The 25,261-nt window shown below is 69.6% G+C and carries 25 protein-coding genes; 13 read left to right on the forward strand and 12 right to left on the reverse strand.

Annotated features, from left to right (window positions below):
- Positions 1–68: 68 nt before the first annotated feature.
- On the forward strand, positions 69–965 hold the full coding sequence (locus ACIBTX_RS10225; RefSeq protein ID WP_363661136.1) for an NAD-dependent epimerase/dehydratase family protein: 897 nt from the start codon (positions 69–71) through the stop codon (positions 963–965).
- Here the strand turns inward: ACIBTX_RS10225 and ACIBTX_RS10230 are convergent.
- Genes ACIBTX_RS10230 through ACIBTX_RS10250 form a run of 5 tightly spaced genes read right to left on the reverse strand, consistent with a single transcriptional unit; the run spans position 947 to position 6,590 of the window.
- Complete coding sequence (locus tag ACIBTX_RS10230; protein WP_357124754.1) at positions 947–1,333, reverse strand: DUF4387 domain-containing protein; 387 nt, start codon at positions 1,331–1,333, stop codon at positions 947–949. The two genes, ACIBTX_RS10225 and ACIBTX_RS10230, sit on opposite strands and share 19 nt — an antisense overlap.
- Complete coding sequence (locus ACIBTX_RS10235) at positions 1,323–2,696, reverse strand: acyclic terpene utilization AtuA family protein (protein WP_396832343.1); 1,374 nt, start codon at positions 2,694–2,696, stop codon at positions 1,323–1,325. Before ACIBTX_RS10235 ends, ACIBTX_RS10230 begins: the two co-directional genes overlap by 11 nt.
- Before the next feature lie 29 nt (positions 2,697–2,725).
- Positions 2,726–4,390: an FAD-binding dehydrogenase gene (locus tag ACIBTX_RS10240; protein ID WP_363661134.1), complete on the reverse strand. Its 1,665-nt coding sequence runs from the start codon at positions 4,388–4,390 to the stop codon at positions 2,726–2,728.
- Complete coding sequence (locus tag ACIBTX_RS10245) at positions 4,387–5,331, reverse strand: NAD(P)-dependent oxidoreductase (protein WP_357124764.1); 945 nt, start codon at positions 5,329–5,331, stop codon at positions 4,387–4,389. Before ACIBTX_RS10245 ends, ACIBTX_RS10240 begins: the two co-directional genes overlap by 4 nt.
- A complete protein-coding gene (locus ACIBTX_RS10250; RefSeq protein ID WP_357124767.1) occupies positions 5,331–6,590 on the reverse strand; it encodes an MFS transporter in 1,260 nt (419 codons plus the stop codon). Before ACIBTX_RS10250 ends, ACIBTX_RS10245 begins: the two co-directional genes overlap by 1 nt.
- 98 nt (positions 6,591–6,688) lie before the next feature.
- On the opposite strand from ACIBTX_RS10250, the gene ACIBTX_RS10255 reads away from it, so the two are divergent.
- Both ACIBTX_RS10255 and ACIBTX_RS10260 read left to right on the forward strand, forming a co-directional pair.
- The gene (locus ACIBTX_RS10255) at positions 6,689–7,378 is read left to right on the forward strand and encodes a GntR family transcriptional regulator (RefSeq protein ID WP_357124771.1); all 690 of its coding nucleotides are present in this window, start codon (positions 6,689–6,691) and stop codon (positions 7,376–7,378) included.
- Complete coding sequence (locus ACIBTX_RS10260; RefSeq protein WP_357124773.1) at positions 7,375–8,472, forward strand: tartrate dehydrogenase; 1,098 nt, start codon at positions 7,375–7,377, stop codon at positions 8,470–8,472. The genes ACIBTX_RS10255 and ACIBTX_RS10260 overlap by 4 nt, the downstream gene beginning before the upstream one ends.
- Before the next feature lie 157 nt (positions 8,473–8,629).
- Here ACIBTX_RS10260 and ACIBTX_RS10265 read toward each other — a convergent pair whose 3' ends face one another.
- The 4 genes from ACIBTX_RS10265 to ACIBTX_RS10280 all read right to left on the reverse strand — a co-directional run bounded on the left by ACIBTX_RS10265 (position 8,630) and on the right by ACIBTX_RS10280 (position 11,976).
- On the reverse strand, positions 8,630–9,160 hold the full coding sequence (locus ACIBTX_RS10265) for a VOC family protein (protein ID WP_355047774.1): 531 nt from the start codon (positions 9,158–9,160) through the stop codon (positions 8,630–8,632).
- A gap of 106 nt (positions 9,161–9,266) precedes the next feature.
- A complete protein-coding gene (locus tag ACIBTX_RS10270) occupies positions 9,267–10,115 on the reverse strand; it encodes an alpha/beta hydrolase (RefSeq protein ID WP_357124776.1) in 849 nt (282 codons plus the stop codon).
- A gap of 136 nt (positions 10,116–10,251) precedes the next feature.
- Positions 10,252–10,506, reverse strand: coding sequence for a hypothetical protein (locus ACIBTX_RS10275; RefSeq protein ID WP_357124780.1), 255 nt, complete (start codon positions 10,504–10,506; stop codon positions 10,252–10,254).
- A gap of 501 nt (positions 10,507–11,007) precedes the next feature.
- Positions 11,008–11,976, reverse strand: coding sequence for an NADP-dependent oxidoreductase (locus ACIBTX_RS10280; protein ID WP_357124783.1), 969 nt, complete (start codon positions 11,974–11,976; stop codon positions 11,008–11,010).
- Between the two features lie 92 nt (positions 11,977–12,068).
- On the opposite strand from ACIBTX_RS10280, the gene ACIBTX_RS10285 reads away from it, so the two are divergent.
- Positions 12,069–12,668, forward strand: a complete 600-nt coding sequence (locus ACIBTX_RS10285) for a helix-turn-helix domain-containing protein (RefSeq protein WP_357124786.1) — start codon at positions 12,069–12,071, stop codon at positions 12,666–12,668.
- Between the two features lie 211 nt (positions 12,669–12,879).
- Positions 12,880–13,272: a nuclear transport factor 2 family protein gene (locus tag ACIBTX_RS10290; RefSeq protein WP_357392436.1), complete on the forward strand. Its 393-nt coding sequence runs from the start codon at positions 12,880–12,882 to the stop codon at positions 13,270–13,272.
- Positions 13,273–13,294: 22 nt separating this feature from the next.
- On the opposite strand, the gene ACIBTX_RS10295 is transcribed toward ACIBTX_RS10290, so the two are convergent.
- Complete coding sequence (locus ACIBTX_RS10295) at positions 13,295–13,711, reverse strand: hypothetical protein (protein WP_396832344.1); 417 nt, start codon at positions 13,709–13,711, stop codon at positions 13,295–13,297.
- Between the two features lie 209 nt (positions 13,712–13,920).
- A complete protein-coding gene (locus ACIBTX_RS10300) occupies positions 13,921–14,376 on the reverse strand; it encodes a hypothetical protein (RefSeq protein ID WP_357124792.1) in 456 nt (151 codons plus the stop codon).
- A 100-nt stretch (positions 14,377–14,476) separates the two neighbouring features.
- On the opposite strand from ACIBTX_RS10300, the gene ACIBTX_RS10305 reads away from it, so the two are divergent.
- Positions 14,477–16,048, forward strand: a complete 1,572-nt coding sequence (locus ACIBTX_RS10305) for a nucleotidyl transferase AbiEii/AbiGii toxin family protein (protein WP_357392437.1) — start codon at positions 14,477–14,479, stop codon at positions 16,046–16,048.
- Positions 16,003–16,218 carry a zinc-binding dehydrogenase gene (locus ACIBTX_RS10310; protein WP_357124799.1) on the forward strand — a complete coding sequence of 72 codons (216 nt, stop codon included), beginning with the start codon at positions 16,003–16,005 and terminating at the stop codon, positions 16,216–16,218. Before ACIBTX_RS10305 ends, ACIBTX_RS10310 begins: the two co-directional genes overlap by 46 nt.
- A 269-nt stretch (positions 16,219–16,487) precedes the next feature.
- Here the strand turns inward: ACIBTX_RS10310 and zwf are convergent, their stop codons facing one another.
- Positions 16,488–17,981 carry a glucose-6-phosphate dehydrogenase gene (gene zwf / locus ACIBTX_RS10315; protein WP_357124802.1) on the reverse strand — a complete coding sequence of 498 codons (1,494 nt, stop codon included), beginning with the start codon at positions 17,979–17,981 and terminating at the stop codon, positions 16,488–16,490.
- A gap of 406 nt (positions 17,982–18,387) precedes the next feature.
- Between zwf and ACIBTX_RS10320 the strand changes: the two genes are divergently transcribed.
- From ACIBTX_RS10320 to ACIBTX_RS10345, 6 genes are all read left to right on the forward strand, one after another.
- Positions 18,388–19,125, forward strand: coding sequence for an ABC transporter ATP-binding protein (locus ACIBTX_RS10320; RefSeq protein ID WP_357125693.1), 738 nt, complete (start codon positions 18,388–18,390; stop codon positions 19,123–19,125).
- The gene (locus ACIBTX_RS10325) at positions 19,122–21,287 is read left to right on the forward strand and encodes an FtsX-like permease family protein (RefSeq protein WP_357392438.1); all 2,166 of its coding nucleotides are present in this window, start codon (positions 19,122–19,124) and stop codon (positions 21,285–21,287) included. Before ACIBTX_RS10320 ends, ACIBTX_RS10325 begins: the two co-directional genes overlap by 4 nt.
- Before the next feature lie 173 nt (positions 21,288–21,460).
- Positions 21,461–22,300: an ABC transporter ATP-binding protein gene (locus ACIBTX_RS10330; protein ID WP_357124808.1), complete on the forward strand. Its 840-nt coding sequence runs from the start codon at positions 21,461–21,463 to the stop codon at positions 22,298–22,300.
- Positions 22,297–23,118: an ABC transporter permease gene (locus ACIBTX_RS10335; protein WP_357392439.1), complete on the forward strand. Its 822-nt coding sequence runs from the start codon at positions 22,297–22,299 to the stop codon at positions 23,116–23,118. The genes ACIBTX_RS10330 and ACIBTX_RS10335 overlap by 4 nt, the downstream gene beginning before the upstream one ends.
- Positions 23,097–24,257 (forward strand): sensor histidine kinase, encoded by a 1,161-nt coding sequence (locus ACIBTX_RS10340; protein ID WP_396832345.1) that lies wholly within the window; start codon positions 23,097–23,099, stop codon positions 24,255–24,257. Before ACIBTX_RS10335 ends, ACIBTX_RS10340 begins: the two co-directional genes overlap by 22 nt.
- A complete protein-coding gene (locus ACIBTX_RS10345) occupies positions 24,254–24,871 on the forward strand; it encodes a response regulator transcription factor (RefSeq protein ID WP_357124820.1) in 618 nt (205 codons plus the stop codon). Before ACIBTX_RS10340 ends, ACIBTX_RS10345 begins: the two co-directional genes overlap by 4 nt.
- The last annotated feature ends 390 nt before the right edge of the window (positions 24,872–25,261 follow it).

A 25,261-nucleotide genomic window follows, 5' to 3' on the forward strand; every position in this document is an offset into this window, starting at 1 on the left:
CGGTTCGTGCTACGGTTGGCAAACGGATGGTCCATCCGTTTCACCGATCGCTCGGCTCTGGAGAGAACATGCGGATCCTCATCACCGGCGGCACCGGCTACCTGGGCTCGGTGCTCGTCGAACACTTCGTCGCGGCAGGCCACGACGTGGTAGCGCTGACCCGGTCCCCGGAATCAGCGGCCAAGGCGGCAGCGGCGGGTGCGTTTCCTCTGCTCGGCAACCTGACCGACACCGCGCTCCTTGAGCAGGCTTCCGCGGAAGCCGATGCGGTGGTGCACACCGCAGTCGACTACTTCGGTGGCGAGGACGCGATCAGGGCAGAGGCCGCTGCCGTGGCGGCGCTGACCCGTGGGGCGGGCAGGGCAGGCACCGGCAAGCCGTTCCTCTACACCAGCACGAACCTGGTCTACGGGCTCGACCCCGACCATTCCCGCGACGAGGACGCGGAACTGCCGGAGCCGGGCCCGCAGCCCTTCAAGCTCGTCGGCGAGCGACTGGTGCGCGAGGCGGCGGGCCTGACCGGCCTCATCATCCGCGCGGGTCTGGTCTACGGTCGGGGCGGCTCCCTGCTGTTGACCAGTCTGATCGACGCCGCGACCCGCTCGGGCGCGGCCACCTACATCGACGCCGGCGACAACGAGTGGACCCCGGTGCACGTGGACGATCTCGCCCGCCTGTACCTGACGGCCCTGGAGCGCCCGGTAGCGGGCATCTACAACGCGGCCGGACCGCAACAGTTCAGCTTCCGCGAACTTGCCGGGGCGATCGCGGACCTGACCGGAGCCACCGCGACCTCGATCACCGCCGAACAGGCGGAGAGCGCCATGGGGCCGATGGCCGCGTTGCTCCGATCCTCGGCGCGCATCACCTCCGACAGAGCGCGCACCACGTTCGGCTGGAGCACCAGCGGTCCCGCCCTCCCGGAGGACGTACGCTCCGGCTCCTATCAGGTCGCGAACAGGTGAGCCCCAGCCTGGTCAGCCGAGGTGTCGTCGGTGGCGGGGGAGTCGGGCAGCGGGAGCATGGCCAGGGGCACGTGGTGCTGCCCGGCGTGGATGTCCCGGTCGCGCAGGCTGCCCTGCGCCACCGGGCGCGGGAACGAAATCTTGACGACGTTCAGCGCCGGTATCCGGAAGATGCGGATGGTGTCGGCCGGTACGCCGTAGAGGCGGGCGACCAGCGGCGCGTCCAGGAAGCCCGGGTCGGCTACCAGGGCGTACCCGGCAGTGTCGCGCATGAACAGTTCCATCGTCACCCAGAACGGGCCGGCGTTCTTCGACCGGACCTCCAGCGCGAGGTCGGCGACGGTGCGGGGGTGGGCGTTATCGGACAACACTGTCCTCCGGGAGGTGGATGCGGAAGAGGCTGGTGGGCGAGTCCACGTCGACGACGTGGTGGAGGACGAACTCGTGCGCCGCCCCGCGCTCGGTCTCGGCGGGGGAGTAGGGGAACGCGAGGCTGGGCAGGTAGTCCATGTCGGGCGTGGGCAGGTGCAGCATGAGCGGATTGGCGATCTTCGCGACGGCGGTGGCCGTCTGCTGATCCGCGGCGCGGACCAGGAGCATCACGCCGACCTCGCGGGGTGTCCGGGTGTCCGGGTCCTTCGCCTCCAGCACGGCGTCGTAGCCGTACAGGCGGATGTCGAAGGCGTAGTCGTCGGCGCTGAGCCCGAGCGTCTGGGCGACCCGATCCGTGGTGACCCGCCGCAGCAGCTGCGCCCAGGTGGTGATCTGGCGGAGGATGTGCGGGTCGCGGATGGCGGTGAACGACATCGTCTCGTAGCCGGTGATCCGGGCCCCCTCAAGCTTGTTCGTGTACGGGGCCGGCTCGAACCGGGAGCCCTCCACCCGTACCCGCCGCTCGTCCAGGGCCCGGTAGGCGGCGTCGGCGACCATCAGCGTGCCGGCCGGTTCCCGCATCGAGAACGGGTCGGCGGTCTCGTAGAGCATGTGCGCGGCGACCGAGGTGGGCGTGCAGGCGACGGCCGGGTCCAGCGGCTCGATGATGAAGCCGGTGGCGTCGATGGTGGCGAAGACCCCGCTGGAGCGCGGGTTCGTGGTGCACTGCGCGCCACACTCGATGATCTTGGCGGCGTGCCAGGTCGGGCCGGCCGGCATGCCGGCCATCAGCGGGAAGGCGGCGGCCACGGCGGTGTCGGTGGCGCGCCCGGCCAGTACCACGTCGGCCCCGCCCGACAGCGCCTCAGCGATCGGCTCATGGCCCATCATCGCCACGATGTGCTGGCAGCTGTCCAACGTCGCCGGATCGAGGTCGCCGGCCGGCGGGAGCGGGTGGATCCGGCCCCGGTCAAGATGGTCCTTGAGGTCGGTGGCCCGCTGCTCGCTGTAGATGGTGGCGACCCGCAGGTCCAGCCCTTCCTCGGCCAGGATGCCGCGGGCGATCCCGGCGACCCAGTCCACGCCGGAGTCGGTGCCGCTGGTACCGCACGAGCCGACGATCAGCGGGATACGCGCTTTCGCCGCCGCCCGGAGCAGCAGGCGCAGGTCGCGGGCCACGGCCGCCGCGGTGGTCTTGGCCGTGCCGGTGCCCAGATAGTACGGGCCGGAGTCGGTCGACCCTCCATCCACGGCGATGACGTCGGCACCGAGTTCCAGCCCACGGTCGACGATCTCGGGCGGGAATCCCGAGCCGAGCATGCCGGAGGGCACGAGAATGCGTACGCGGTCGGGGGTCACGCTTTCCTCATTTCGCGGGTACGAGCCGGTCATCCGACGGTGGCGGCCACGGCGCGGCCGGCCTGGCGGCCGGAGAAGAGACAGCCGCCCAGGAAGGTGCCTTCCAGCGCGCGGTAGCCGTGCATGCCGCCGCCGCCAAACCCACTGGCCTCGCCGGCGGCGTAGAGCCCGGGTACCGGCTGACCGGCACCGTCCAGCACCCGACCATCGAGGTCGGTGTGCAGGCCGCCCAGGGTCTTGCGGGTGAGCACATGCAGGCGTACGGCGATCAGCGGCCCGGCCTTCGGGTCGAGGAGTCGGTGCGGCGCCGCCGTCCGCATGAGCCGGTCGCCCCGGTAGTTTCGGAAGTTACGGATGGCGGCGATCTGCATGTCCTTGGTGAAGCTGTTGGCCAGCTCCCGGTCGCGCGCCTCGATCGTGCGCTGGATGTCGAGCGGGTCCAGCAGTGGCTCGTCGGTGAGCGCGTTCATGCCCTTCACCAGCTCGTCCAGCCGGTTGGCCACGACGAAGTCGGCCCCCCGCTGCTTGAATGCCTCCACCGGCGCCGGCGCGCCGGCACGGAGGCGGCCGAGTACCTGTTTGACGCTGCGACCGGTCAGGTCCGGGTTCTGTTCGGAGCCGGAGAGCGCGAACTCCTTCTCGATGATCTTCTGGGTGAGAATGAACCAGCTGTGGTCGTGGCCGGTGGTGCGCAGGTGGGCGAGCGTGCCGAGGGTGTCGAATCCGGGGTAGAGCGGCACCGGCAGCCGTCGTCCGTGCGCATCGAGCCAGACAGAGGACGGCCCGGGCAGGATCCGGATGCCGTGCTTGTCCCAGATCGGGTTCCAGTTCTGGATGCCCTCGACGTAGTGCCACATCCGATCCGGGTTGATCACGGCGCCGCCAGCGTCCTGCGTGATGGTCAGCATGCGGCCGTCCACGTGGGCGGGCACGCCGCTGATCAGGTGGGTGGGCGGCGTACCGAGCCGTGCCGGCCAGTTGCGGCGGACCAGGTCGTGGTTGCCGCCGATACCACCGGAGGTGACGATGACGGCCTGCGCGGTGTAGGCGAAGTCGCCGATCTCCTCCCGCGAGCTGGCGCTGCCGCGGACGGCCTCGCTGGGCTCCAGGACCCGGCCCGTGGCACCGACCACCGCGCCGTCGCTGACGGTCAGCGCGTCGACCCGGTGCCGGAAGGCGAACCGGACGAGGCCGCGGCCGGCCGCCTCCCGCACGATCGCGATGAAGGGTTCGAGCAGGCCCGGTCCGGTACCCCAGGTGACGTGGAAGCGGGGCACCGAGTTGCCGTGTCCGGTGGCGTCGTAGCCCCCGCGTTCGGCCCAGCCGACGATGGGGAACATCTTGACGCCGAGGCCCCGCAGCCACGCGCGTTTCTCGCCGGCGGCGAAGTCGACGTACGCCTCGGCCCAGCGCCGTGGCCAGGCGTCCTCGGGGCGGTCGAAACCGGCGCTGCCCTGCCAGTCCTGCCAGGCGAGTTCGGTCGAGTCGCGGATGCCCATCCGGCGCTGCTCGGGCGAATCGACCAGGAACAGCCCGCCGAACGACCAGAACGCCTGGCCGCCGAGGCTCTGCTCGGGCTCCTGGTCCAGCAGCAGGACGGATCGGCCAGCGGCGACGAGTTCGGCGGTGGCCACCAGTCCGGCGAGGCCCGCGCCGATCACCATCACGTCCGCGTCCGCTGTTGTGGTGGTCATGCCGGCTCCTTCGGTTCGGTGAGCGAGTGGGCCGGCCGGCCGTCGAGGGCGGCGACGAGTTCCTTGGCGCCCTCCATCCCCGCGGCCAGCCGGGCCTCGGCAGTCTGCCCGGCCATATGCGAGAAGACAGTGATGCCGGCCACGCCGCGCAGGATGCTGTCGGCGGGCAGCGGCTCCACGTCCACCACGTCGAGGGCTGCGCCCGCCAGCCGGCCGGACCGGACCGCCTCGACCAGGGCGACCTCGTCGACGAGTGGCCCGCGGGCGGTGTTGATCAGGTGCGCGCCCGGCTTCATCCGGGCCAACGCCGCGCTGTCGATGAGGTGGCGCGTGAGCGGGGTCAGTGCGGTGTGGACCGACACGAAGTCGGCGGCGCGCAGCAACTCGTTGAGCGTGACCCGGGTGACCGGCGCGGGAAGGCTGCCGGTGCACAGCACTGTCATGCCGAAGACGGCGGCCAGCGGCGCCACCCGCTGGGCCACCGCGCCCCGCCCGATCAGGCCGAGCGTCTTGCCGCGCAGCTCGTGGCCGTCGGCGCGGGGCCAGCCGCCGGCGGCCACCCCCGCGGCCATCGGCACCAGGCACCGGGCCTGGGCGAGCAGCAACCCCAGGGTGTACTCGGCCACCGCGTTGGCGTTGATCCCGGGCAGATTGCTCACGCTGATCCCGAGCCGGCCGGCGGCGGCCACGTCGACGGAGTCGTACCCGACTCCGGTACGCACGACGGCGCGCAGGTCCGATGCCTGGCGCAGCACCTCCGCGGTCATCGGCTCGTTGGCGATCAGCGCCCCCTCGACGCCGGCCAGGGCCGCGATCAGCTGCTCCGGCCGGCGTGGTCCCCGCATGGGGTCGTGCCGGGTCGTGAAGCCGAGCCCGGTCAGGTAGGTGTCCACCTCGTCACCGGGGGCGAGGTAGTCAGTGGTGATGAGGATGGTCGACATCATTCGCTTCCCGTGAGGGTGCCGGCCCGGTTGGCCCGGTGCACACGCTGCAGGCGTTCGAGACGTACGACGACGAGCATGGCGAGTAGGGCGAGCACCGCGATGTAGAGCAGCATCCCGTCCCAGCCGACCAGGTCGATCACGCCGCCGATCAGGGCGGGGCCGCCGAAGCCGCCCAGGTACCAGGTGACCGCGTACAGGCCGGTGTAGGCGCCGAACACCCGGCTGGACGGCGCCAGGTTCCACAGCGCCACCGCCGCGTTGATCGTGAAGGCGGCGGCGCCGGCCGAGGCCACGCAGAACGCGACGACCGTACCGGTGGCGGTCTGCACGATGGCGCCCGCCGCCAGCGCGACGGCGAAGACGGTGATGCCCACGGCGATGATCCGCAGCCGGCCGAAGCGCTCGGCCAACAGTGCGGCCGGATAGGCGGCAGCCACGTAGACGATGCCGCTGGGCAGGGTGAGCCCGCCCGCGTCGCCGCGGCTCAGACCCAGCGCCTCCATGCCGTACGGGGTGATCAGCGACCGGGAGGCGAACCATGCCCCGCCGAAGAGCAGGACGGTCAGCAGCAGCAGGAGCCGGCGGCGATCCTGGTCGGTGAACAGGCCGGAGACGATCTGCCGCAGCGGTTGGCTGACCGCGGCGGGGCCGGCGGAGGCCTCCTCGGCCACCGCGGCCTGGTAGGCCGCCGACTGGCTGTCGCGCACCTTGGCCAGCAGCACGAACGTGGCGGCCAGCATGATCACCGACGGGATGACGAAGGCTGCCCTTGGATGCTCGTCCACCACGAGCAGGCTGATCAGCGACGCGACGATGATGGTCAGCGCGGTCGCGATCTTCACGACGGCGTTCGCCCGGCTTCGCCGTTGTGGGGGCAGGAAGTCCGGCACCAACGACTCCGCCAGCGGTCGTGTGGTGTTGGCGATCAGGGCGTAGCAGAACATCACCACGACCAGGGTCGCCAGCGACGTGGTCCACGGCAGCAGGACGAAGACCAGCGCGGCCAGGGGCATGCCCACCGCGAGGTACGGGATCCGCCGTCCCCACCGGGTCCGGGTGTTGTCGGACCGGTTGCCGATCCAGGGCTGGATGAAGATTCCCAGCAGGTTGTCCATCCCCATCAGCGCGCCCACGAGCGCCGCGCTCGTCACGTGCTCGCGCAGCAGCACGGGCACCTGATTGTCATAGAAGTTCCAGGTTGATTCCTGAGCGAAGAGTGCGAGGGCTATGAAGAACGTGATCCGCCGGTTGGACACACGTCCACCTCCTTGTGTCCCAGGTCACGTTAAATTGCTGTAGCAAACTCGTCAACAGTTGCAAACGAACTTGCTATGTCATGCGCTAGAGTGCGGTCATGACGACAGCCGGCACGCTCGCCGACCAGGCGTACCGACAAGTTCGCACCGCGATCGCCACCGGCGAACTCGCGCCGGGGGAGAAGGTCACCGAACGCGGCATGGCCGAGCGGCTCGCGGTCAGCCCGACACCGGTGCGTGAGGCCCTGCGCCGGCTGGAGCTCGACGGGCTGATCGAGCGGATCGGGCCGCGTACCGTGCTGGTCGCCGCCATCCGCGACGCCGCCATCGACGACCTCGCGGAGGTGGAGGTCGGCCTGCGTGGCCTCGTCGCCCGCTTCGCCGCCCGACACGCCACCGCCGAGCAGCTCGACGCGCTGGACGGCATTCTCGACCGTGCTGACGACCTGCTGATCCTTCTCAAGGAGCGGTCCGCCCAGGGCGGGCCGGTCGAGCGGCACCTCGCCGAGCTGTTCGACACCATGCAGCAGTTCAACGACACGGTCAGCGCCTGCGCGCACAACCCGGTGCTGGTCCGGATGCTCGAGCAGAGCCGCGTGTTCTCCCGCCCGCAGCGTCGGGAGCTGCTTCTGCAACGGGTGGCGGAGGACGACACGTTCGGCCTGGAGCGATACAGCAGCCACCGGGCCCTGGTCCGGGCGCTGCGTGCGGGCGACTCCGCCGCCGCGGAACGCATCGCGCTCGAGGACTCGCAGGGCGGCCTCGCGGCGCTTCGGGAGGCGCCGTGACCACCCACCGGATCGCCGTCATTCCCGGTGACGGCATCGGCAAGGAGGTCGTCCCGGCCGGCCTCGACGCGCTGCACGCCACCGCACGTCGTTTCGGCCTGACGCTCACCTTCGACAGCTTCGATTTCGCCAGCGCCGACTACTGGCAGCGGCACGGCGCGATGCTGCCGCCCGACTGGGAACAGACGCTGCGGGGCTACGACGCCATCTACTTCGGCGCGGTGGGCTGGCCGGAGGTCGTACCCGACCATGTCTCGCTCTGGGGCAGCCTCCTGCAGTTCCGGCGGGTCTTCGACCAGTACGTGAACCTGCGCCCCTGCCGGCTCATGCCCGGCGTCCGCAGCCCCCTGGCCGGCCGGCACCCGGGCGACATCGACTTCGTCGTCGTCCGGGAGAACACCGAGGGCGAGTACTCCAGCGTGGGCGGGCGGATCTTCGAGGGCACCGACCGGGAAACCGTCCTACAGGAGACGGTCATGACGCGCGTCGGCGTCGACCGTGTCCTGCGCTTCGCCTTCGAGCAGGCCAACCGTCGCCCGAAGCGGCACCTGACGTCCGCCACCAAGAGCAACGGCATCTCCATCTCCATGCCGTACTGGGACGAGCGGGTGGCCGCGATGGGCGAGCGGTTCCCCGACGTTCGCCTCGACAAGTTCCACATCGACGCGCTCGTGGCGCAGTTCGTGCTCCACCCGGAGTGGTTCGACGTGGTCGTGGCCAGCAACCTGTTCGGCGACATCCTCTCCGACCTCGGCCCGGCCTGTACCGGCACCCTCGGCATCGCCCCGAGCGCCAACATCAACCCTGAGCGTGAGCACCCGAGCCTGTTCGAGCCCGTGCACGGCTCCGCACCCGACATCGCCGGCAAAGGCATCGCCAACCCGATCGGCCAGATCTGGTGCGGCTCGATGATGCTGGAGCACCTCGGCCACCCCGAGGCCGCCGCCCACCTGCTCGGCGCGGTCGAGGACGTCCTGGCGTACGGGCCCGGACAGGCACCACTGACCCCCGACCTGCACGGCACCGGCACGACGGCGGAACTGGGCCGGGCGATCGCCGAGAGGGTCAGCGAACGCCCGTCCGCCACCGCATGAGGTGGTGGCGAACGGACCGCTCCGGGTGCCGTTGGGTGTGCGCGGAGTCGGGCATGCCGGTACCTCTGGGTGATGCTGGTACCGACGGGCGGCACCTTTGCGTCGATCCTGATGAGGGGCCCGAACCGCGGGCCGTCACCGGGTGACGAGACATTGCTCAGTCTTCGTCCTGCCACCTGCGCAGATCCGTCTGGTCGTGATAGGGCATGCGGTCGGGCGTGGTGATGAATTCCATCGTCGTGCCCCAGGGCGTGCGGCAGTAGCAGACCTTGTTTCCGGGACCTTGTTCGGTGGTATAGGGAATAGCGCGAGGCTCCGTGAGGGGAGTGCCGCCGGCTCTTCTGAGGCGCTCGACCGAGGCGTCGATGTCGTCGGTGTAGAGGCCGAAGTGCGTGATGCCGAAGTCACTCGGTCGGACCGGCTGGGCTTGTTCGGGGCCGTGCATTTCGAAGAGTTCGAAATCGGGTCCGGTTCCGATCTTGACCATCGCCTGCGCGCGCACGGCCGTTCCGGGGTGAGCGCCAACGGCCCGCTCGAATTCGGGTCCCTGTCGGGGCGGATCCTCCGGTCCGAAGGACTGGTAGATCACCTGGGCGCCGAACGCTTCCACGAAGAACGTTTTCGCGGCTTCGATGTCGGGCACCGTGATGCCGATATGATTGACGCCGCGAATGACAGGTGGGGTCATGACCGTATTCCTTTCTTGTTCAACCGATCGACCGGCACGGGGTGTGAACGCAGTTCGCCCGTAGTGTCGCGATCCGCCCGGCCCGCGATGGCGCAGTCGCAGAGCTTCACTTGGCCGTGAGGAACTCGATCAGGGCGGCCGCGACCTCATCCGGCCGTTCCTCCGCGAGATAGTGGCTGGACCGCGCGATCGGGCCGCCCGTCACGTTGCTGGCGAACTCCTTGAGCATCGGCACCATCTGTGCGCCGAAGCGCTGGTCCCCGCCGAGACCCAGCACCGGAATATCGAGCGGTTGCTTCTTGTAGTCGAGCGCGGCCGCATGGTCGGCGGCGAGGGTTCGATACCACTCCATGCCGCCGCGGGTGCGACCAGGAAGCGCCATCGCCTTCGCGTAGATTTCGATGTCCGCCGGATTGAAGGTGCTGTGATCGTAGAACCGCTCAGCCATGAAGGTCGAAATATACTCATACTCACGGCCGTGGATCAGGCGCTCGGGCAGATCCCGGTTCATGTGGAAGCTGAAGTGCCAGAGCTTCGCGGTCGACGCCTCCCACTCTGTCCAGCCGGGAAGCGGAACGTCCAGGACGGCCAGGTGGCTGACAGCCTCCCGATAGGTGGTGGCCTGCGGCAGGGCGACCATCCCGCCGATGTCATGTCCGCACACGGCATAGCGCTTATGCCCAAGGGCAACCATGACTTCGTGCGCGTCGCGTGCCATCGTCGCCTTGTCGTAGCCGTCGAGCGGGCAGTCGGAAAAACCCGCGCCGCGCAGATCGATGGCCACCACGCTGAAATGCTCGGCCAGCAGCGGCATCGCACGGTGCCATCCCCACCAGGTCTCCGGCCATCCGTGAAGCAGAAGGATCGGCGGGCCTGAGCCTCCGGTGACGGCGTTGACCTTGATGCCATTCGCCGGCACCAGTTGCTGGCTGAACCCCTTCAAGGTTGCGATCATGGCCGCCCTCCAGTCAGAGGTTGACGTTCAGACAGGGTTCGCGGCCAGCGCTCAGGGCTGGTCGAATTCGATGGCGGGCGTGTGTTCCGCCAGGCGTCGATATCGCAGCGGACGGCAGTCGGCCTTCGCTCAGCGATCAGGTGTGCGATCGGGCCGAACGAAGCCGGGCGTCGTCGTCGTCGACCGCCTCGTCAACCCCGCCGAAGGTCTCGACCGCCGTTGCGTCCGCTGCCTTGGCTGCCGCCGCATCGGTCACGTCCAGCGGCAAGGTGATCGTGCGGCCACCGAGAACCGCGGCCTTTTCCTCGACCGTCTTCACCTCGCGGGCCGGCGCGATGGACCGATCGCGCTGTGCCTCAGCGAGCGCGGGCCGCCGGACGAAGCCGCTCAAGCAGCCTGTTGTGAGCCACTTTTCAATAGCTCCTCTCCGAGTTGTTTCCAGACGGCGTAGAGCTGTCGCCGCCACGAACCGCCATATCGGCCATGATCGACCAGTCCTGCGCGCCTGAGGTCAAGCTACCGCGACCAGGTAGGTTCCGGGCACGTAACTGGTGAGATCCCATGAGAGCGTGGTTGGGAAGGGTCCTTGTGGGCCGCGTAGCCGCATAACAACGGCGATCCGGGCCGGCAGGTGGCGCGGCGGCTGCGCGTCTTGGCTACCCCTCCGATCTGCCCGATGCCCAGTGGGCGCTGATGAGGCGTTCAGCCCCGCTCGCCGATGGACATGAAGTCATCCGCCAGCAGGGCGTTCAAGCGGTCGGTGTCGGCGTGCAGTTCGGCGTGGTCGAATGCTTGCTGGAGTTCGCGGATGTCAGCTGTCACGTGAGGGTCCTGTCGCGCGCGCGTGGGGTGGTAAAAAGCCTTTGTCGAGAAGCGCTGATGGCAGTGTGTTTCACATCGTGACGACGAGCTTGCCGGTCGTGTGCCGGCGGACGAAGTCGACGCATGCTTGAGCGCCCTGGTCGAGGGTGTAGCGGCGGCCGATCGTGGCCGGTAGTTCTCCACGGACCGCAAGTTCACCGACTTCCCGCATCCCGCCGAAGGCGCCGTCCATGTCCAGCACGAAATGCAGACCGACGTCGTCACGGCCAATCCAGTCCTGCTGCGGTACTGGGTAAGTGATCGTGAGAAGGCGTCCACCCGGGCGGATGACGCCTGCGACTCCGGCAAGGTCGTCACTCGGCAGGGTCAGGTTGATCGCGACGTCGACGTCGGAGGGGTATTCGGATTCCGCGTACCCGATGGTTTGGTCGGCGCCGAGAGCGCGGAGGATGCCGGCGTCAGCGGCGGTCGCCGTGGCGATCACCCGAGCCTTCGCGGCGGCGAGCAGCGGGACCACCGCGGTTCCGACGCCGCCGGTCGCGCCGACGACCAGGACGGTTTCTCCTGGCCGCACCTTGGCGGTTGCCATCAGCGCCCGTGCGGTCAGGCCGACGATGGGCAGGGCGGCCGCCTGTTCGATGTCGAGGCCGGCCGGGCGGTGCGCCAGGAACGGGGTGTCGGCCTCGAAGACCGCGTACTCGGCCAGTGAGCCGGTGCTCAGCGACGGCCGGGTCGTACCGGCCATCGCCCGCAGCGCCCGCGGCACAGCCTGACCGAAGACCTCGTCGCCGACCTGGTAGGCCATCACGCCCGCGCCGACCTCGCTGACCGTGCCGGCGAAGTCGTTGCCCGGCACGTGTGGGAACTCCAGTGGCACGACGTCACGGAAATCGCCGCTGGGCAGCCGGACATCGGCCGGGTTGATCGAGGCGGCGGCGATCCGGACCTGGATCTGCCCCGGCCCAGGCTGGGGCACCGGCACGTCCCCCACGGTGTATTGCTCGGGCGGCCCGTAGCCGGTCACGACAACTGCCTTCATGCGCTTCCTCCATAAACGGACCGGGCGGTCATGTTATCGGTCGCCAAGCTAGCAATAAACGGACCGCGCGGTCAACTTGCTAGGGTGGCAGCGTGACCTCAACCCGCCCGTTGCGTGCCGACGCCGCCCGAAACCGGCGGCTGCTACTGGCGGCCGCCGCCGATGAGTTCGCGGAGCGTGGCCTGGACGTCTCGGTCGCCGACATCGCCCGCCGGGCCGGCCTCGGCAAGGGCACCCTGTTCCGTCACTTCGCCACGAAGGATGACCTGCTCGCCGCGATCGTCCTCGACCGGATCGACGCGCTCAACGCCGTCGGCGAACAGTTGCTCGACGCAGCGGACCCGGGTGCCGCGCTGCTGGAGTTCCTCACCGTCGCCGCAGACCAACAACGGCAGCGCGACCTGTCGTTCCTGCAGGAAGCCGGCGAACTGAACACGGACGTCACCAGGGCCCGCGAGCAGATGTTCCGCACAGTGCACGAGCTTGTCGATCGTGCTCGTGAACACGGCGCCGTGCGGGCCGACGTCACCGGCGCCGACGTCATCCTGCTGATGTGCGCACCCAACTACGTCACCAGCTACGTGCCGGACGCCCCGCCCGACCTGTGGCAGCGATACCTTGCCATCATCTTCGACGGCCTACGTCCGGAAGGTGCCCACCCGCTGCCCCACCCGCCACCAGCCGCCCCTTGACGCCGCAACACAGGGTCTGACCGCCGATGCTGCTGGCGCGTCTGGGTTCGCTCGGCTGAACGCGCTTACGGGGGAACGGAGACCGCCGGCCGCACCTGGTTGAGCACGGTGGCAAGCAACGTCATGGACATGTCTATGACGCAACATCACCGCACAATCCACCAGCGGATCGGCCGACCCAAGATAAACGGCGAGCCCGTACGCTGGGACGGTGATCGACTTTCGTGCGGCGGTCGAAGCGGGCGATCTCGACGCCATTGAGGCGTCGCTGGCCGACAACGTGGTGTTCCGCAGCCCGGTCGCGTTCAAGCCCTATCAGGGCAAGCCCATCACTGCCGCGATTCTGCGGGGTGTGTTGCGGGTGTTCGAGGACTTCCGGTACGTCCGGGAGTTGAGCGGCGAGGGCGGTCCGGATCACGCGCTGGTGTTCGAGGCGCGGATGGGTGATGTCGCCGTAGAAGGCTGTGACTTCCTGCATCTGGATGAGAGCGGCCTGGTCGACCAGTTTACGGTCATGGTTCGTCCGCTGTCCGCCGTGCAGGCCTTGGCCGCCGCAATGGGCGCCGAATTCGACCAGATCCAGCGCGAGGCGACCACCGGCTAGGTGTATTGCCCAGGGACGTTGGTCAACCTGGTGATGGGCGGGTTTGCCGGCGGTAGCGGTGTGGGGCCGCGGTGATTGTGGTGGTGGAGCCGGGCGGGTAGAGCTGCTCTCGTGAGGCGTTCAGTGCAGCCTGGACAGTGGGCTTCCACTGGGCAGCGAAGGTGTCCGCGAATCGCTCGTGGTCCGACCGTCGCTGGACGTTGCCCACCTTTCGCACACGGTGTTGAAGCAGATGATGGCCAAGCTCGTGCAGCAGTACGTCAAATCGCATGAAGTCCCGCAGCCGAACCGCTTCGCGTGCCGGTTGTTCGTAGAGAAGGATCTCGCCCGGTGCTCTGGTCTTGCCGTAGAGGACTGATCGGCGGTCGAAGTCCTCGGTCTGCCGCAACTCGATGACGCGTAGTCCGTACCAGGCGGCGGGCCCGACGACCTCCAGCACTTCACGAACGTCACATCCGCTGGCCGGATGCGCGAATCCCGGTCGCGCTGCGTGTACGTGGATCCGGATCCGGTCCAACCCCGGAGCGCGACGGAGCGCCTGACGCGCCCGGGGATCTGTACGCAGGCTTCGGCTCACATCGCCCATGCTCGGCGACCCCACGGTGTGCGACAACGGGTTTTCGCCGCGGAACCTACGCCCGTGCGGGCTCAGTACGGCTGGCCGCACACCTTCCAGGCGTCGTCCTCCTTCACCAACGCGAACAGGTGCCGGTCGGTGAAGCCGCTGTCCAGGGTCAGGGCCATGTTCACCGTCGCGGACGTGCGGCCGTTGACGCTCGACACATTGACGCCGGTGACCTTATGGCCGCGGATTTTCGGCTGCTTGGCGACGCCCTGGACGAAGGCCTCTCTCGTGTACCTGACGCGCGTGTCGCCGCACAACAGTCCGTACGCCGCGTCCGCATCCTCCGCCTCCAGGTCGCTGACGAACGACTCGGCGGCCTGCCGCGCCGGATCCGTTGCCCCCTTGACTCCCTTGTACAGGAAGAAGCCGCCGATGCCGGCGCCACCGCAGCACAGCACGACGAGCACGCCAACGACGATCAACACGGTTCGCAACGTCCGCCGCTTCGGCGGTTGGGGCATCTGGTACGGGTGGGTCATGGGTATGGACGGTAGGGGATGCGAGAAATCCTCGGTGCCCCGTCCATGCCGTGCGGGAAACACGTTTCCCGGCCTGCTGGCCGTGCCATAGACTCCGCCGGTGCTTGCGGTGTCGGGGGACTTCGAGATCCACATCACGGCGTTCGCTCATCACGCCGAGAAGCTGTCGGCGTTCGCCGCCAAACGCGGCCTGAAGTTCGTCCATATCGTGCTCGATCGTGGCGCCAACGTCTCTCAACCGATGCTCACCCTGACCGGCCGAGGCGCCCTGACCGATCAGGTTGCCGCGGTGCGGCACTGGCGACGCGAACTGCGCGAGGCAGGGATCCACCCGTGCCGTTCGAAGATCGAGGCGGCGCCGTGGTGCGTCGGCGTACCGCAGTCGGATGAGCAGGCGGCAGTCGAACCCGCTGACCGGTACTTCGAGCACCACGTCAAACTGCTGCTCCCCAGTACGACGGTGGCGGATCTGATGGCTCTCACTGACCTGGTCGCTCCGCACGGGGCACGGTTGTCACGTAACGCTCGCCGGGAGCTGGTGGACGGCGCGCAGGAACGGTTCGTCAACCAGCGATGTCACGGTGTCGGGCTCGCCACGGCCGGGCGACGGCTGGACGAGCTTGTCGCGACCCTCCGGGCCGCCGGCCACGAGCCTAGGGCCGTGGAGCAGGAGTACGTCGTCTCCGACAGCGACCTGCACCACGACCACGGTTGGCTGGAGTCGGCCAAGCCGAGGGCGAGCGGTTGGGCGCGGGAGCGTGAGAACCGGATGAGGTCGGCGCCGGCTGGCTCGCCGGACTACCCGCCGACCTACCGGCCGCTACCCGTCAGCCCGGCCGTGCGTCAGAAGGCGGCGTTCGACCCCGCTCTCCGGCAGTACCCGAACGCCTACCACGCCGGAGAGCCCGACTTCGTCGTGGAGGCCACCGGCCAGCTGTGGACCACCGCCCGGCGTGCCGCCATGAATCACGTCCTGGCGGCTATCGCCACAACAACCTGGGTTCGGCACCTGGTCCTGCGTGGCAGCGTCACCATGGCGACCTGGGTCGGCGACGCCGCCCGCGCGCCGGGCGACCTCGACTTCGTCGTCACTCCGCACGCCATCGCCAGCGACAGCACCGACGCTCGCGCGCTGCTCGATGACATCAAGACCGCCGTGCGAACCGTGCCCGGCGCCGGCCTGCAACCAGACCGGATAACCGAGGCCGCCATCTGGACGTACGAACGAGCTGACGGACGCCGCCTCGTGATCCCGTTCAGCACCCCGGGGGCGCCGGACGGCCACGTACAGGTCGACGTCGTCTTCGGTGAAGAGCTTCCCCTCCCACCAGAGGTGCTGACACTGCCTGACATCGATCAGCCGGTACTGGCCGCGCCCGCCTCGCTGGCGCTGGCGTGGAAGCTGCTGTGGCTGGCCACCGACAGGTACCCGCAAGGCAAGGACCTCTACGACGCGGTCCTACTCGCCGAACACACCACCGTCGACCGAGCCCTCGTCCGCCAGCTCATGCGACCCGAACTCGGCGCCGAAGCGGACAACTTCACTGCCGAAACCGCCTTGTCCTGGCAGGTCGACTGGATCAACTTCACCGACGAGTGTCCCGGTATCACGGGCACCGCCGATCAGTGGACCAGGCGGCTGGCGCTGGCCCTCGATCACGCCTGGAGCTGAATCGCCAGGCGGATATTTGTGCTGGGTGTCCCGGCGCTGGACGGGGTCAGTGCTCGTCCGGCCGGGTCCGTCCGATCGTGCACACGCGGTTGCCCCTCGACGAGGGGGTCAAGGCGCACGAGCTGATGGAGGCCCGCACGCAGCTCGGCAAGGTCGTACTCGTCCCCTGAGGAGCCCGCTACCCCCTGATCGACGGCGCCGGTCGTCGCCCTGCGGGCGCGACCGGCGCTTCGCGTCGTGCCGAGGACGAACGGGTCTCCGACCGAGTACGGGGTGACGTTACGGCCGCCCGGCCGGCGGGCCGACCACCCGGAGGCAGTCGGCCCACCCGTCCCGACCACCCCGTGGGCTGGCCACGCCGCTGCCGCTCGCCCTCGGCCGACCGCAGGTGGCCGAGTGCGCCGCGACCGACGGACCCGTCCATCGTCTCGTGGCAGGGTCACGCGGAGTTGCGCCACTTGCGGCCATTTCGGCCGATGAGCCGGTCGGCGTCGGTCGGGCCCCAGGAGGCGGCCTCGTAGGTGGGTATCGGCGACTCGTCCTTTGCCCAGTTGTCGATGATCGGGTCGACGATCCTCCAGCACTGCTGCACCTCGTCGCTGCGGATGAAGAGCGACGCGTCACCGATCAGCGCGTCCAGGAGTAGCCGCTCGTACGCCTCCGGAGACTCCTCGACGAACGTCTGGTCGTACGAGAACTCCATGGTGGCGGTGCGGACCCGGAAGGAGTGGCCCGGCACTTTGGCGCCGAAACGCAACGAGATGCCCTCGTTCGGCTGGATCCGCAGGATCAGCGCGTCAGCGTCGAGGCCGGTGAGCTGATCGGTCGGGATCGGCAGGTGCGGCGGCCGTTGGAACTGCAGTGCCACCTCGGTGAGCCGGGCCGGCAGGCGCTTGCCGGTGCGTACGTAGAACGGCACCCCGGCCCAGCGCCAGTTGTCCACGTTGAGCCGCATGGCGGCGTAGGTCTCGGTCCGCGACAGGGGATCGACGCCGGCCTCCTCGCGGTAGCCGGCCATCAGCTCCTCGCGGGTGCCGCCCCGGGTGTACTGACCCCGGACCGCGGCGTCGGCGATGTCCCGGTCGGTGGGGAGGCGGATCGCCTGCAGCAGCTTCACCTTCTCGTTGCGCAGGCCCTCAGCCTCGAATGAGGCCGGCGGCTCCATCAGTGCCAGCGCGAGGACCTGGAGCACGTGGTTCTGCACGATGTCCCGCATCGCGCCGGCGTCCTCGTAGAAGCCGCCGCGGCTGCCGACGCCGAGGGTCTCGGCGACGGTGATCTGCACGTGGTCGACCCAGGAGCGATCCCAGATGGGCTGGAAGATCGAGTTCGCGAAGCGCAGCGCCAGGACGTTCTGAACGGTGTCCTTGCCCAGGTAGTGATCGATACGAAAGACCTGGTGCTCGTCGAATGCGCTGTGCACGACGCCATCGAGTTCGCGTGCCGTGACCAGGTCCCGCCCGTACGGCTTCTCGATGACCAGGCGGGAGAATGAGCCTTCGCGTGGCTGGTTCAGCCCGACTCGGGCCAGTCCGTTGATCACCGGCTCGAAGGCCCCGGCCGGGGTGGACAGGTAGAAGAGCCGGTTGCCGGACGTGCCCCGCTGTGCGTCGAGTTCGTCGAGGGTCTCCACGAGTCGCTTGTAGGTTTCCGGGTCGTCGTAGCCGCCGGCCACGTACCGCACGCCGCCCTGGAGTTGGCGTTTGCTGGCGACGGCGTGTTCGCCGAGTGCGCTCTCGGCGAACTGCTCGTCGGTCATCGACGTGCGCGCGACACCGACGAGCGCGAACTGGTCCGGGAGCCGCTCGTGCCGGGCCAGGCTCTCTACCGCGGGCAGCAGCTTGCGCCGGGTCAGGTCACCGGAGGCACCGAAGATTACCAGCGTGGCCGGCGGGGCACTCCGCTCCTGGATGAGCGGGGATGCGTGGTCCATGATCTGCGTTCCTCCGGGCACAAGGGGTGTGGGTTGGGGGTGCAGTGCTGTCATGCCGGGGATTGTGTGGCGGTAGTGTCCGGCGGCCCCCCGGCGTGGCCCGTTGGTTGCGGAGCTTGAGCGTCGCATGCCGGCCGGGGGGTCGGCGACCCGGTGACGATCGGGTGCCCCGCCGCTGAGCCGGATCGGCACGCAGAGCTGGGCGGTAAGGCTGCTCAGGCCCAGTCCGGGACCTCTCGGCCGTCGCCCTGCCCCTGGTGGCTGGACCGCTCGGGCCGGACGCCACGGGAGGTACAGCCTGCTGTACCGGAAGACGCCCGCTGGCTTCAGCGATCTCGGCCGCCGGGCGACCTAGCGTTCGGGTGTCAGCGAAAAGCGCACACCGAGAGGCCTAGTGATGATCGACATGGTCGCGGTCCGGGTCGAAGGAGTCAGCCGGACCTACGCCACCGACGGGGAGCCGGTCGTTGCGCTCGCCGGCGTTGAGGCGAGCTTCGCCCGCGGTACGTTCACGGCGGTCATGGGTCCGTCCGGCTCCGGCAAGAGCACGCTGCTGCAGACCGCCGCCGGCCTCGACCGGCCGACGTCGGGCCACGTCTGGATCGGCGACACCGAGCTGTCCACGCTCTCCGAGACCAAGCTGACCGAACTGCGGCGGGATCGCATCGGCTTCGTCTTCCAGGCCTTCAACCTGGTCGGCGCGCTCACCGTCGACGAGAACATCGAGTTGCCCTCGAAGCTCTCGGGCAGGCGGCCCGATCCGCGATGGTTGGCGGAGGTCATCGAACGCGTCGGGCTGGCGGATCGTCGGTCGCGTCGGCCGTCCCAGCTCTCCGGTGGCCAGCAGCAGCGGGTCGCGATCGCCCGGGCACTGTCGGTCCGGCCCGACGTGATCTTCGCCGACGAGCCGACCGGGGCCCTCGACACCGAGTCGGCCGCCGACGTTCTGGCCCTGCTGCGCTCGGCGGTCGACGACTTCCACCAGACCGTGGTGATGGTGACCCACGACCCGGTCGCCGCCGCCTACGCCGACCGCGTGCTCGTGCTGGCCGACGGTCGCATCGTCCGCGACCTGCCGCCCCTGGGCGCTGAGAAGATCGCCGAGGTGCTGGCCACGACGCGCATGACGGGAGCCATTCGATGACCGGTCTCGCGTTGCGTCTGCTCCGGCAGCGCCCCGCCTCCGCCATCGCCACCCTGGTGGCCCTGGCCGGTGGGGTGATGATCCTGATGACCCTGGCGGTCTTCGTGCAGTCCGCGCTGCTGTTCCGGCCCCCACCGGAGCAGTTCGCGGCGGCCGACGTGGTGGTCGCCCATCGGGAGCTGACCGTGACCACCAGGGAGTTCGGCGACACGACCACCACCCGGGTGCCGCTGCCCGAGGGCACCGTCCCGGTCGGGCTGGCCGATGAGATCCGCGCGCTCCCCGGCGTCACCGACGTCCGCTTGGTGGGGGCCGAGGGTGGCGTCGCGTCGGCTGTCGAAGTCCAGGCCCGCGCGGACGCGTACGGGGCGATCGACCGGCTCGCCCGGCAGGCCGGTGTCGAGTCGTACACCGGGATGGACCGCGGCTGGGCCGAGCAGTCCGACTCGATCGCGGCCCGCTCGTTCCTGCTCACGGCCGGCTCGGCGTTCGGCGGCTACGTGGTCCTGCTGATCGTCGGGGTGGCGGCGGGCACGATCGGCCTGTCGGTCCGGCATCGTCGCCGCGACCTGGCACTGCTGCGGGCAGTAGCCGCCACCCCGCGCCAGGCGCGCCTGCTGGTCGTGGCCGAGGGGGTCCTCGTGGCTCTGGCGTCCGCCGTGCTCGGTGTGCCCGCCGGTCTCTGGTCCACCCACTGGGTGCACCACCAGCTGGTCACCCGGGGCTTCCTGCCCGCTGACTTTCCGATCGTCAACGCCGGGGTCGCCGCTGCGGCCGCCGTCGCGGTGACCGTCCTGGTGGCAGCCTCCGGGGCGTGGATCGCGGCGCGGCGCATCGCCCGCATCCGCCCGGCCGAGGCGCTCGGTGAGGCCGCGATCGAACCAACTCGCGGCGGCCGGATCCGGCTCGTCTCCGGCCTGGTCACGTTGGGCGGCGGCGTGGTCTCGCTGTTCTTCGCCGCCGGGCTGTCCGGCACGGCCGCGCTGGCCACCGCGGTCGGCATGCTCTACCTGCTCGTGATCGCCGTCGCGCTGCTCGCGCCCTGGATCAACGGATTGGCCGCCCGGCTGATGTCGCCGGTGTTGCGGACGGTGTGGCGCGCGCCGGGGGAACTGGCGGCGGCCAACCTGCGGGTCAACGCGCGCGGAATGTCGGTCGTGCTGAGCGCGCTCGTGCTGGCGATCGGCTTCGGCGGTTCGGTCTGGTTCCTTCAGGACAATCTCCAGCGGCAGACCGTCACGCAGAGCCGCGACGGCATGCTGGCCGACCGGGTGCTGACCGCGCCGCACGGCATCTCGTCGACGGAGGTGGCGAACGTACGCCAGATCCCCGGGGTCGAGGCGGCGACCGCCGTCCGGAACACGTCGGTGGTGGTCCGGGTCCTCGACGGTGCTGAGCCGGTCGTCGCCCGGGCGGTCGACCCGAGCGGGCTTACGTCGACGATCGACGTGAAGGTGCGGGAGGGCAGCCTGGCCGAGCTGCCCGACGGAACCATCGCCGCCTCGGCCCTGCAGGCCTCGTCCTCGGGCTGGAAAGTCGGCCAGACGACCGAGATCTGGCTGGCGGACGGCACACCGGTCCATCCGCGCCTGGTGGCGACCTACGACCGTGGGCTCGGCTTCGGCGACGTGCTGCTGCCACAGGAACGCGGTGTCTACGACGAGATGCTCGTGCGTACCACCGGCGACGTCGACCAACGGCTGGCCGCCTTCGGTACGGTGACCGACGCCGGCACCGTGACCGGGCGGTTGAACCGCGACCTGGCCATCTCAGCCTGGCTCAACAAGCTGCTCATCACCGTGCTGGTCGGCTATTCGGCCCTGGCCGCCGGCAACACCATGGTCATGGCCGCGCTGGCCCGCAGCCGGGAACTCGCGGTGCTCCGCCTGGCCGGGGTGACCCGGCGGCAGGTCCGGCGGATGGTCGAAGCCGAACAGGTGGGCCTGCTCGCGACGGCGCTGACGCTCGGTGTGGCGATCGCCGGGATGACGCTGATCGCGGTCGTCCACGCGCTCACCGGCACGCTGATCCCGTACGTCCCACCGCTGGGCTGGGCCGCGGTGCTGGGCGGCGCGACCGCGCTGGCCCTGGTAACCACGATCCTGCCGGTTCGGCGGTTGCTGCGGACCCCACCGGTCCGCGCCGCGGGTTCCAGGGAGTGACGCGCAAACTGTCCGGGTGAATTAGCAGCTCGACGCCGGCTGGTCGTCCCCCGTCAGGTGCTGTCGAAGCCGAGTTGCTCGCCCAGCTCGATGAGGTCCACCGTTCGATGGACAGTCGCTGACGGTCGAGCGGTCGTTCCGCGGGAAGGGCCGTGACCGGCACTGTCGACGGTATGACAGCCATTGAGGTCATCGGCCTCCGCAAGGCCTATCAGGGACACGAGGTGGTGTGCGGCATCGATCTCACGGTCGCCCGGGGCGAGGCCTTCGCGCTGCTCGGCCCCAACGGAGCGGGCAAGACCACCACCGTCGAGATACTTGAGGGACACCGCCGCCGCGACGCCGGCGATGTCCGTGTTCTCGGCGAGGACCCGGGCACCGCGGGACGGGCGTGGCGGGCGGGGATCGGGATCGTCCTGCAGAACGCCGACGACGCGGCCGACCTCACCGTCCGCGAACTGGTACGGCACATCGCCGGGCTGTATTCCGACCCGCGGCCGGCCGACGAGGTGATCGAGCTGGTCGGTCTGACCCAGAAGCGCGACAGCAGGATCCGTACGCTCTCCGGCGGGCAGCGTCGCCGCGTCGATGTGGCGCTCGGCATCGTGGGACGCCCGGATCTGCTCTTCCTCGACGAGCCGACGACCGGCTTCGACCCGCAGGCGCGCCGGCAGGTCTGGGAGTTGATGCGCTCGCTCGTCACAGAGGGCACCACGATCCTGCTCACCACCCACAATCTTGAGGAGGCCGAGGCCCTGGCCGACCGGCTCGCGGTGCTCGCGGGCGGTCGCATCGTCGCCGAGGGCACTCCCGCCACGCTCGGCGGTCGCGGCACGGTCGGCACCGCCACGGTGAGCTGGCGGGAGAACGACGGGCGGCGCGTGGAGAAGGTGACCGATCCGACCGATCTGGTCCGCCGGCTGGTCGCCGGGGACGCCGACCTGCGCAGCCTCACGGTCACCCGTCCGACCCTCGAAGACGTCTACCTGACCCTGATCGGAGCGGGGGAATGACCGCCGTCCTGCTGTCGGCCGCCCTTCCATCCACCCTGGCAAGCGGCCTGAACCGAGGGCGCGTCGAGCTGCTCATGTTTCTGCGTGACCGCACCGCCGTGGTGTTCACCTTCGGGTTTCCGGCCATGATTCTGTTGCTGTTCGGGACCATCTTCGACGGCGGCGACGACCGGAGCGGCGTCAGCGCGAGCCAGGTCTATTCCGCCAGCATGATCGCGTACGGCGCGTTGTCGACCGCGTTCGTGACGATGGGCTCGGGGCTGGCGATGGACCGCGAGGACGGCACGCTCAAGCGCCTGCGCGGCACGCCGCTTCCGGCGGCCGCGTATCTGATCGGCAAGCTGGTGCTGGTGCTCGTGCTCAGCATCGCCGAGGTGGTCGTGTTGGTCGGCGTAGGTGCGCTCGTCTTCGGCATACCGCTGCCCGACGCGTCGCACTGGCTCACGTTCGGCTGGCTCTTCCTGCTGTCGACCGCGTCGTGCGGGCTGCTCGGCGTGGCGGTCAGCGCGATGGTCACGCACGCGCGCACGGCGGGGACGATCCTCAACGTGCCGGTGGTCGCGCTGCAATTCATCTCCGGCGTCTTCATCCACCCCATCACGCAGTTGCCGCACTGGCTGATCGTGGTGGCCTCGTTCTTTCCCGTGAAATGGATGAGTCAAGGCTTCCGCTACGTCTTTCTGCCCGACAGCATGAGGGCACTGGAGGCCAACGGCCGGTGGGAGCTCGGCCGCACGGCGTTGGTGCTCGGCGCCTGGACTGTGATCGGATTGGTGCTATGCCTGGTGACCTTCCGGTGGAACCAGAAAGATCGCTGAGGCAGGGTGAGGCGCACGCCGGTTACCTGTTCTGGTGGGACGCCTACTTCGGACTGGTCGCGGCGGCGGTGGCCGCCGCGACCGTGGTGATCGACGGTCACCTGCTGTGGCGCCGCTGGCTGGCAGTGGGCGCCATCGCCGCCATGGCGATGCTGCACGTGACGGTCGGTCGGCGGCAGATCCGGCGCAACGCGGATGACGGCGCGGCCCTGGCAGTCCTGCTGACGTACCTCACGTTCTACGTCGTCGCGGTGGCGGCCGCACCCTTCGCGACCTGGCTGTTGTTCGCGGTCATCCCGCTCATCTTCCAGCTCACGGACGTGCGCGCGGGGATCGTGCTGGCGATCCTCGCGAACCTGGTCACCCCGGCGGTCAACCTCGTCGAGGAGCCGCACGCGGTGCCCACCGATCTGCTGATCGCGGTCATCACGGGGACGGCGAGCATCTGGGTCAGCTTCTGGATCATGCGTGTGATCCGGCAGAACGTGGAGCGCGGCACCCTCATCGACGAGCTCGAGGCGAGCCGTGCCGAAGTGGCCCGCCTCTCGCACGACGCGGGGATCTCCGCCGAACGGGCCCGCCTCGCCAGCGAGATCCACGACACGCTCGCGCAAGGCTTTACGAGCATCGTCACGCTGCTGCAGGCCTACGACCCGGAGCTGCGCGACGCGCGTCTGGCGTTGGCGGTCCGTACCGCGAAGGAGAACCTGGCCGAGGCGAGGGCCCTGGTGGCGGCGCTCTCGCCCGCCGCGCTCGCGTCGGGGTCGCTGCCCGACGCCGTACGCCGTCGAGCCGCCTACTTCAGCCAGGAAACCGGGGTGACCGCCACCGTCCGGGTGATCGGGGCGCCCCGGGAGCTGCCCACACCGGTCGAGGTGGTCCTGCTGCGGGCCGCCCAGGAGGCGCTGACCAACGTACGCCGGCACGCGCACGCCACCGAGGCGCAGGTGGTGCTGGCGTACGACGACCGGGGCGTACGCCTGGTCGTGCGGGATGACGGACGCGGGTTCGCGTCCGACGGCCTCGATGGGTTCGGGCTCGCCGGCATGCGCTCGCGCGCCGAGCAGGTGCACGGCATTCTCACCGTCCACGGCGGACCGGGGGGCGGCACGATCGTCGAGCTGGAGGTGCCCGCGTGATCCGCATCGTGCTCGTCGACGATCACCCGGTCGTACGGATGGGCTTGCGCGGCATGCTCGACGCCGAGGAGGACCTGACGGTGGTCGGCGAGGCGTCGTCGGGGCCGGAGGGCGTGCGGCTCACCGCTGAGCAGCACCCGGACATCGTGCTCATGGACCTGCGCATGCCGGGCGGGGACGGAGTCGAGGCGACCGGGCGGATCCGCACCCGCGTTCCGGGCGTCCGCGTGGTGGTGCTCACGACGTACGAAGCGGATCGGGACATCCTGCGGGCGATCGAGGCCGGTGCCAGCGGTTATCTCCTCAAGGACGCCACACCGGCGGAGCTGGCGGAGGCGGTCCGGGCCGCGGCCCGGGGCGAGACGGTGCTCGCGCCGAGCGTCGCCGCCACGCTCGTGCGACAGGTGCGGCACCCCGCGCCGCCGGCCCTCTCGGCCCGCGAGGCCGAGGTTCTGCGCCTGGTCGCGCGAGGGCTCACGAACGCCGACATCGGGCGGGAGCTCTACCTCAGCGAGGCCACCGTGAAGACCTACCTACTACGCGTCTTCGGCAAGCTGGACGTCGCCGACCGCACGGCCGCCGTCACCACGGCGCTGCACCATGGCCTGATCTGACCCCACGGGTACGCCTCAGCAACGCCGTGTGGTGTCCGCTGGTCCTCCCAGTGGAACTCGAACATGCCGGCCTCGATGCGCAAGGGGCCACCCGCAATAGGCGATCTGCCGGATCTCCGAGACATGTTCGGGACTGTTCGGAACGGAAACCCCGGCCTCGTCGCCTTGAGGTCGATATCGAAAGAGGGCTAGCTTCAGCCTTTATCGATGCGTGGTGTGGGACGCGAAATGACATTTCGCGCCACCGGGTGCCGCTCTTGGTCACGACGAAGTGTGTCGATGCAAAACCTGGCGACCAATATGGCCGATCGGTCTGCTGCGACTGGCAGGCCGATGCCCGACGACACGCCATGACAAAGACCTAGGCAAGGGAGGATTTACATGCTCGGC

Origin of the sequence: Micromonospora sp. NPDC049359, assembly GCF_044466585.1 — a bacterium.
In the GTDB taxonomy this organism is placed as follows: Bacteria; Actinomycetota; Actinomycetes; order Mycobacteriales; family Micromonosporaceae; genus Micromonospora.

What these genes read in the sequence shown, in the direction of transcription:
- ACIBTX_RS10225 (WP_363661136.1), top strand. Translation starts at nt 69, where the DNA reads ATGCGGATCCTCATCACCGGCGGCACCGGCTACCTGGGCTCGGTGCTC.
- ACIBTX_RS10240 (WP_363661134.1), bottom strand. Translation starts at nt 4,390, where the DNA reads ATGACCACCACAACAGCGGACGCGGACGTGATGGTGATCGGCGCGGGC.
- ACIBTX_RS10245 (WP_357124764.1), bottom strand. Translation starts at nt 5,331, where the DNA reads ATGTCGACCATCCTCATCACCACTGACTACCTCGCCCCCGGTGACGAG.
- ACIBTX_RS10255 (WP_357124771.1), top strand. Translation starts at nt 6,689, where the DNA reads ATGACGACAGCCGGCACGCTCGCCGACCAGGCGTACCGACAAGTTCGC.
- ACIBTX_RS10265 (WP_355047774.1), bottom strand. Translation starts at nt 9,160, where the DNA reads ATGACCCCACCTGTCATTCGCGGCGTCAATCATATCGGCATCACGGTG.
- ACIBTX_RS10270 (WP_357124776.1), bottom strand. Translation starts at nt 10,115, where the DNA reads ATGATCGCAACCTTGAAGGGGTTCAGCCAGCAACTGGTGCCGGCGAAT.
- ACIBTX_RS10280 (WP_357124783.1), bottom strand. Translation starts at nt 11,976, where the DNA reads ATGAAGGCAGTTGTCGTGACCGGCTACGGGCCGCCCGAGCAATACACC.
- ACIBTX_RS10300 (WP_357124792.1), bottom strand. Translation starts at nt 14,376, where the DNA reads ATGACCCACCCGTACCAGATGCCCCAACCGCCGAAGCGGCGGACGTTG.
- zwf (WP_357124802.1), bottom strand. Translation starts at nt 17,981, where the DNA reads ATGGACCACGCATCCCCGCTCATCCAGGAGCGGAGTGCCCCGCCGGCC.
- ACIBTX_RS10320 (WP_357125693.1), top strand. Translation starts at nt 18,388, where the DNA reads ATGGTCGCGGTCCGGGTCGAAGGAGTCAGCCGGACCTACGCCACCGAC.
- ACIBTX_RS10325 (WP_357392438.1), top strand. Translation starts at nt 19,122, where the DNA reads ATGACCGGTCTCGCGTTGCGTCTGCTCCGGCAGCGCCCCGCCTCCGCC.
- ACIBTX_RS10330 (WP_357124808.1), top strand. Translation starts at nt 21,461, where the DNA reads ATGACAGCCATTGAGGTCATCGGCCTCCGCAAGGCCTATCAGGGACAC.
- ACIBTX_RS10335 (WP_357392439.1), top strand. Translation starts at nt 22,297, where the DNA reads ATGACCGCCGTCCTGCTGTCGGCCGCCCTTCCATCCACCCTGGCAAGC.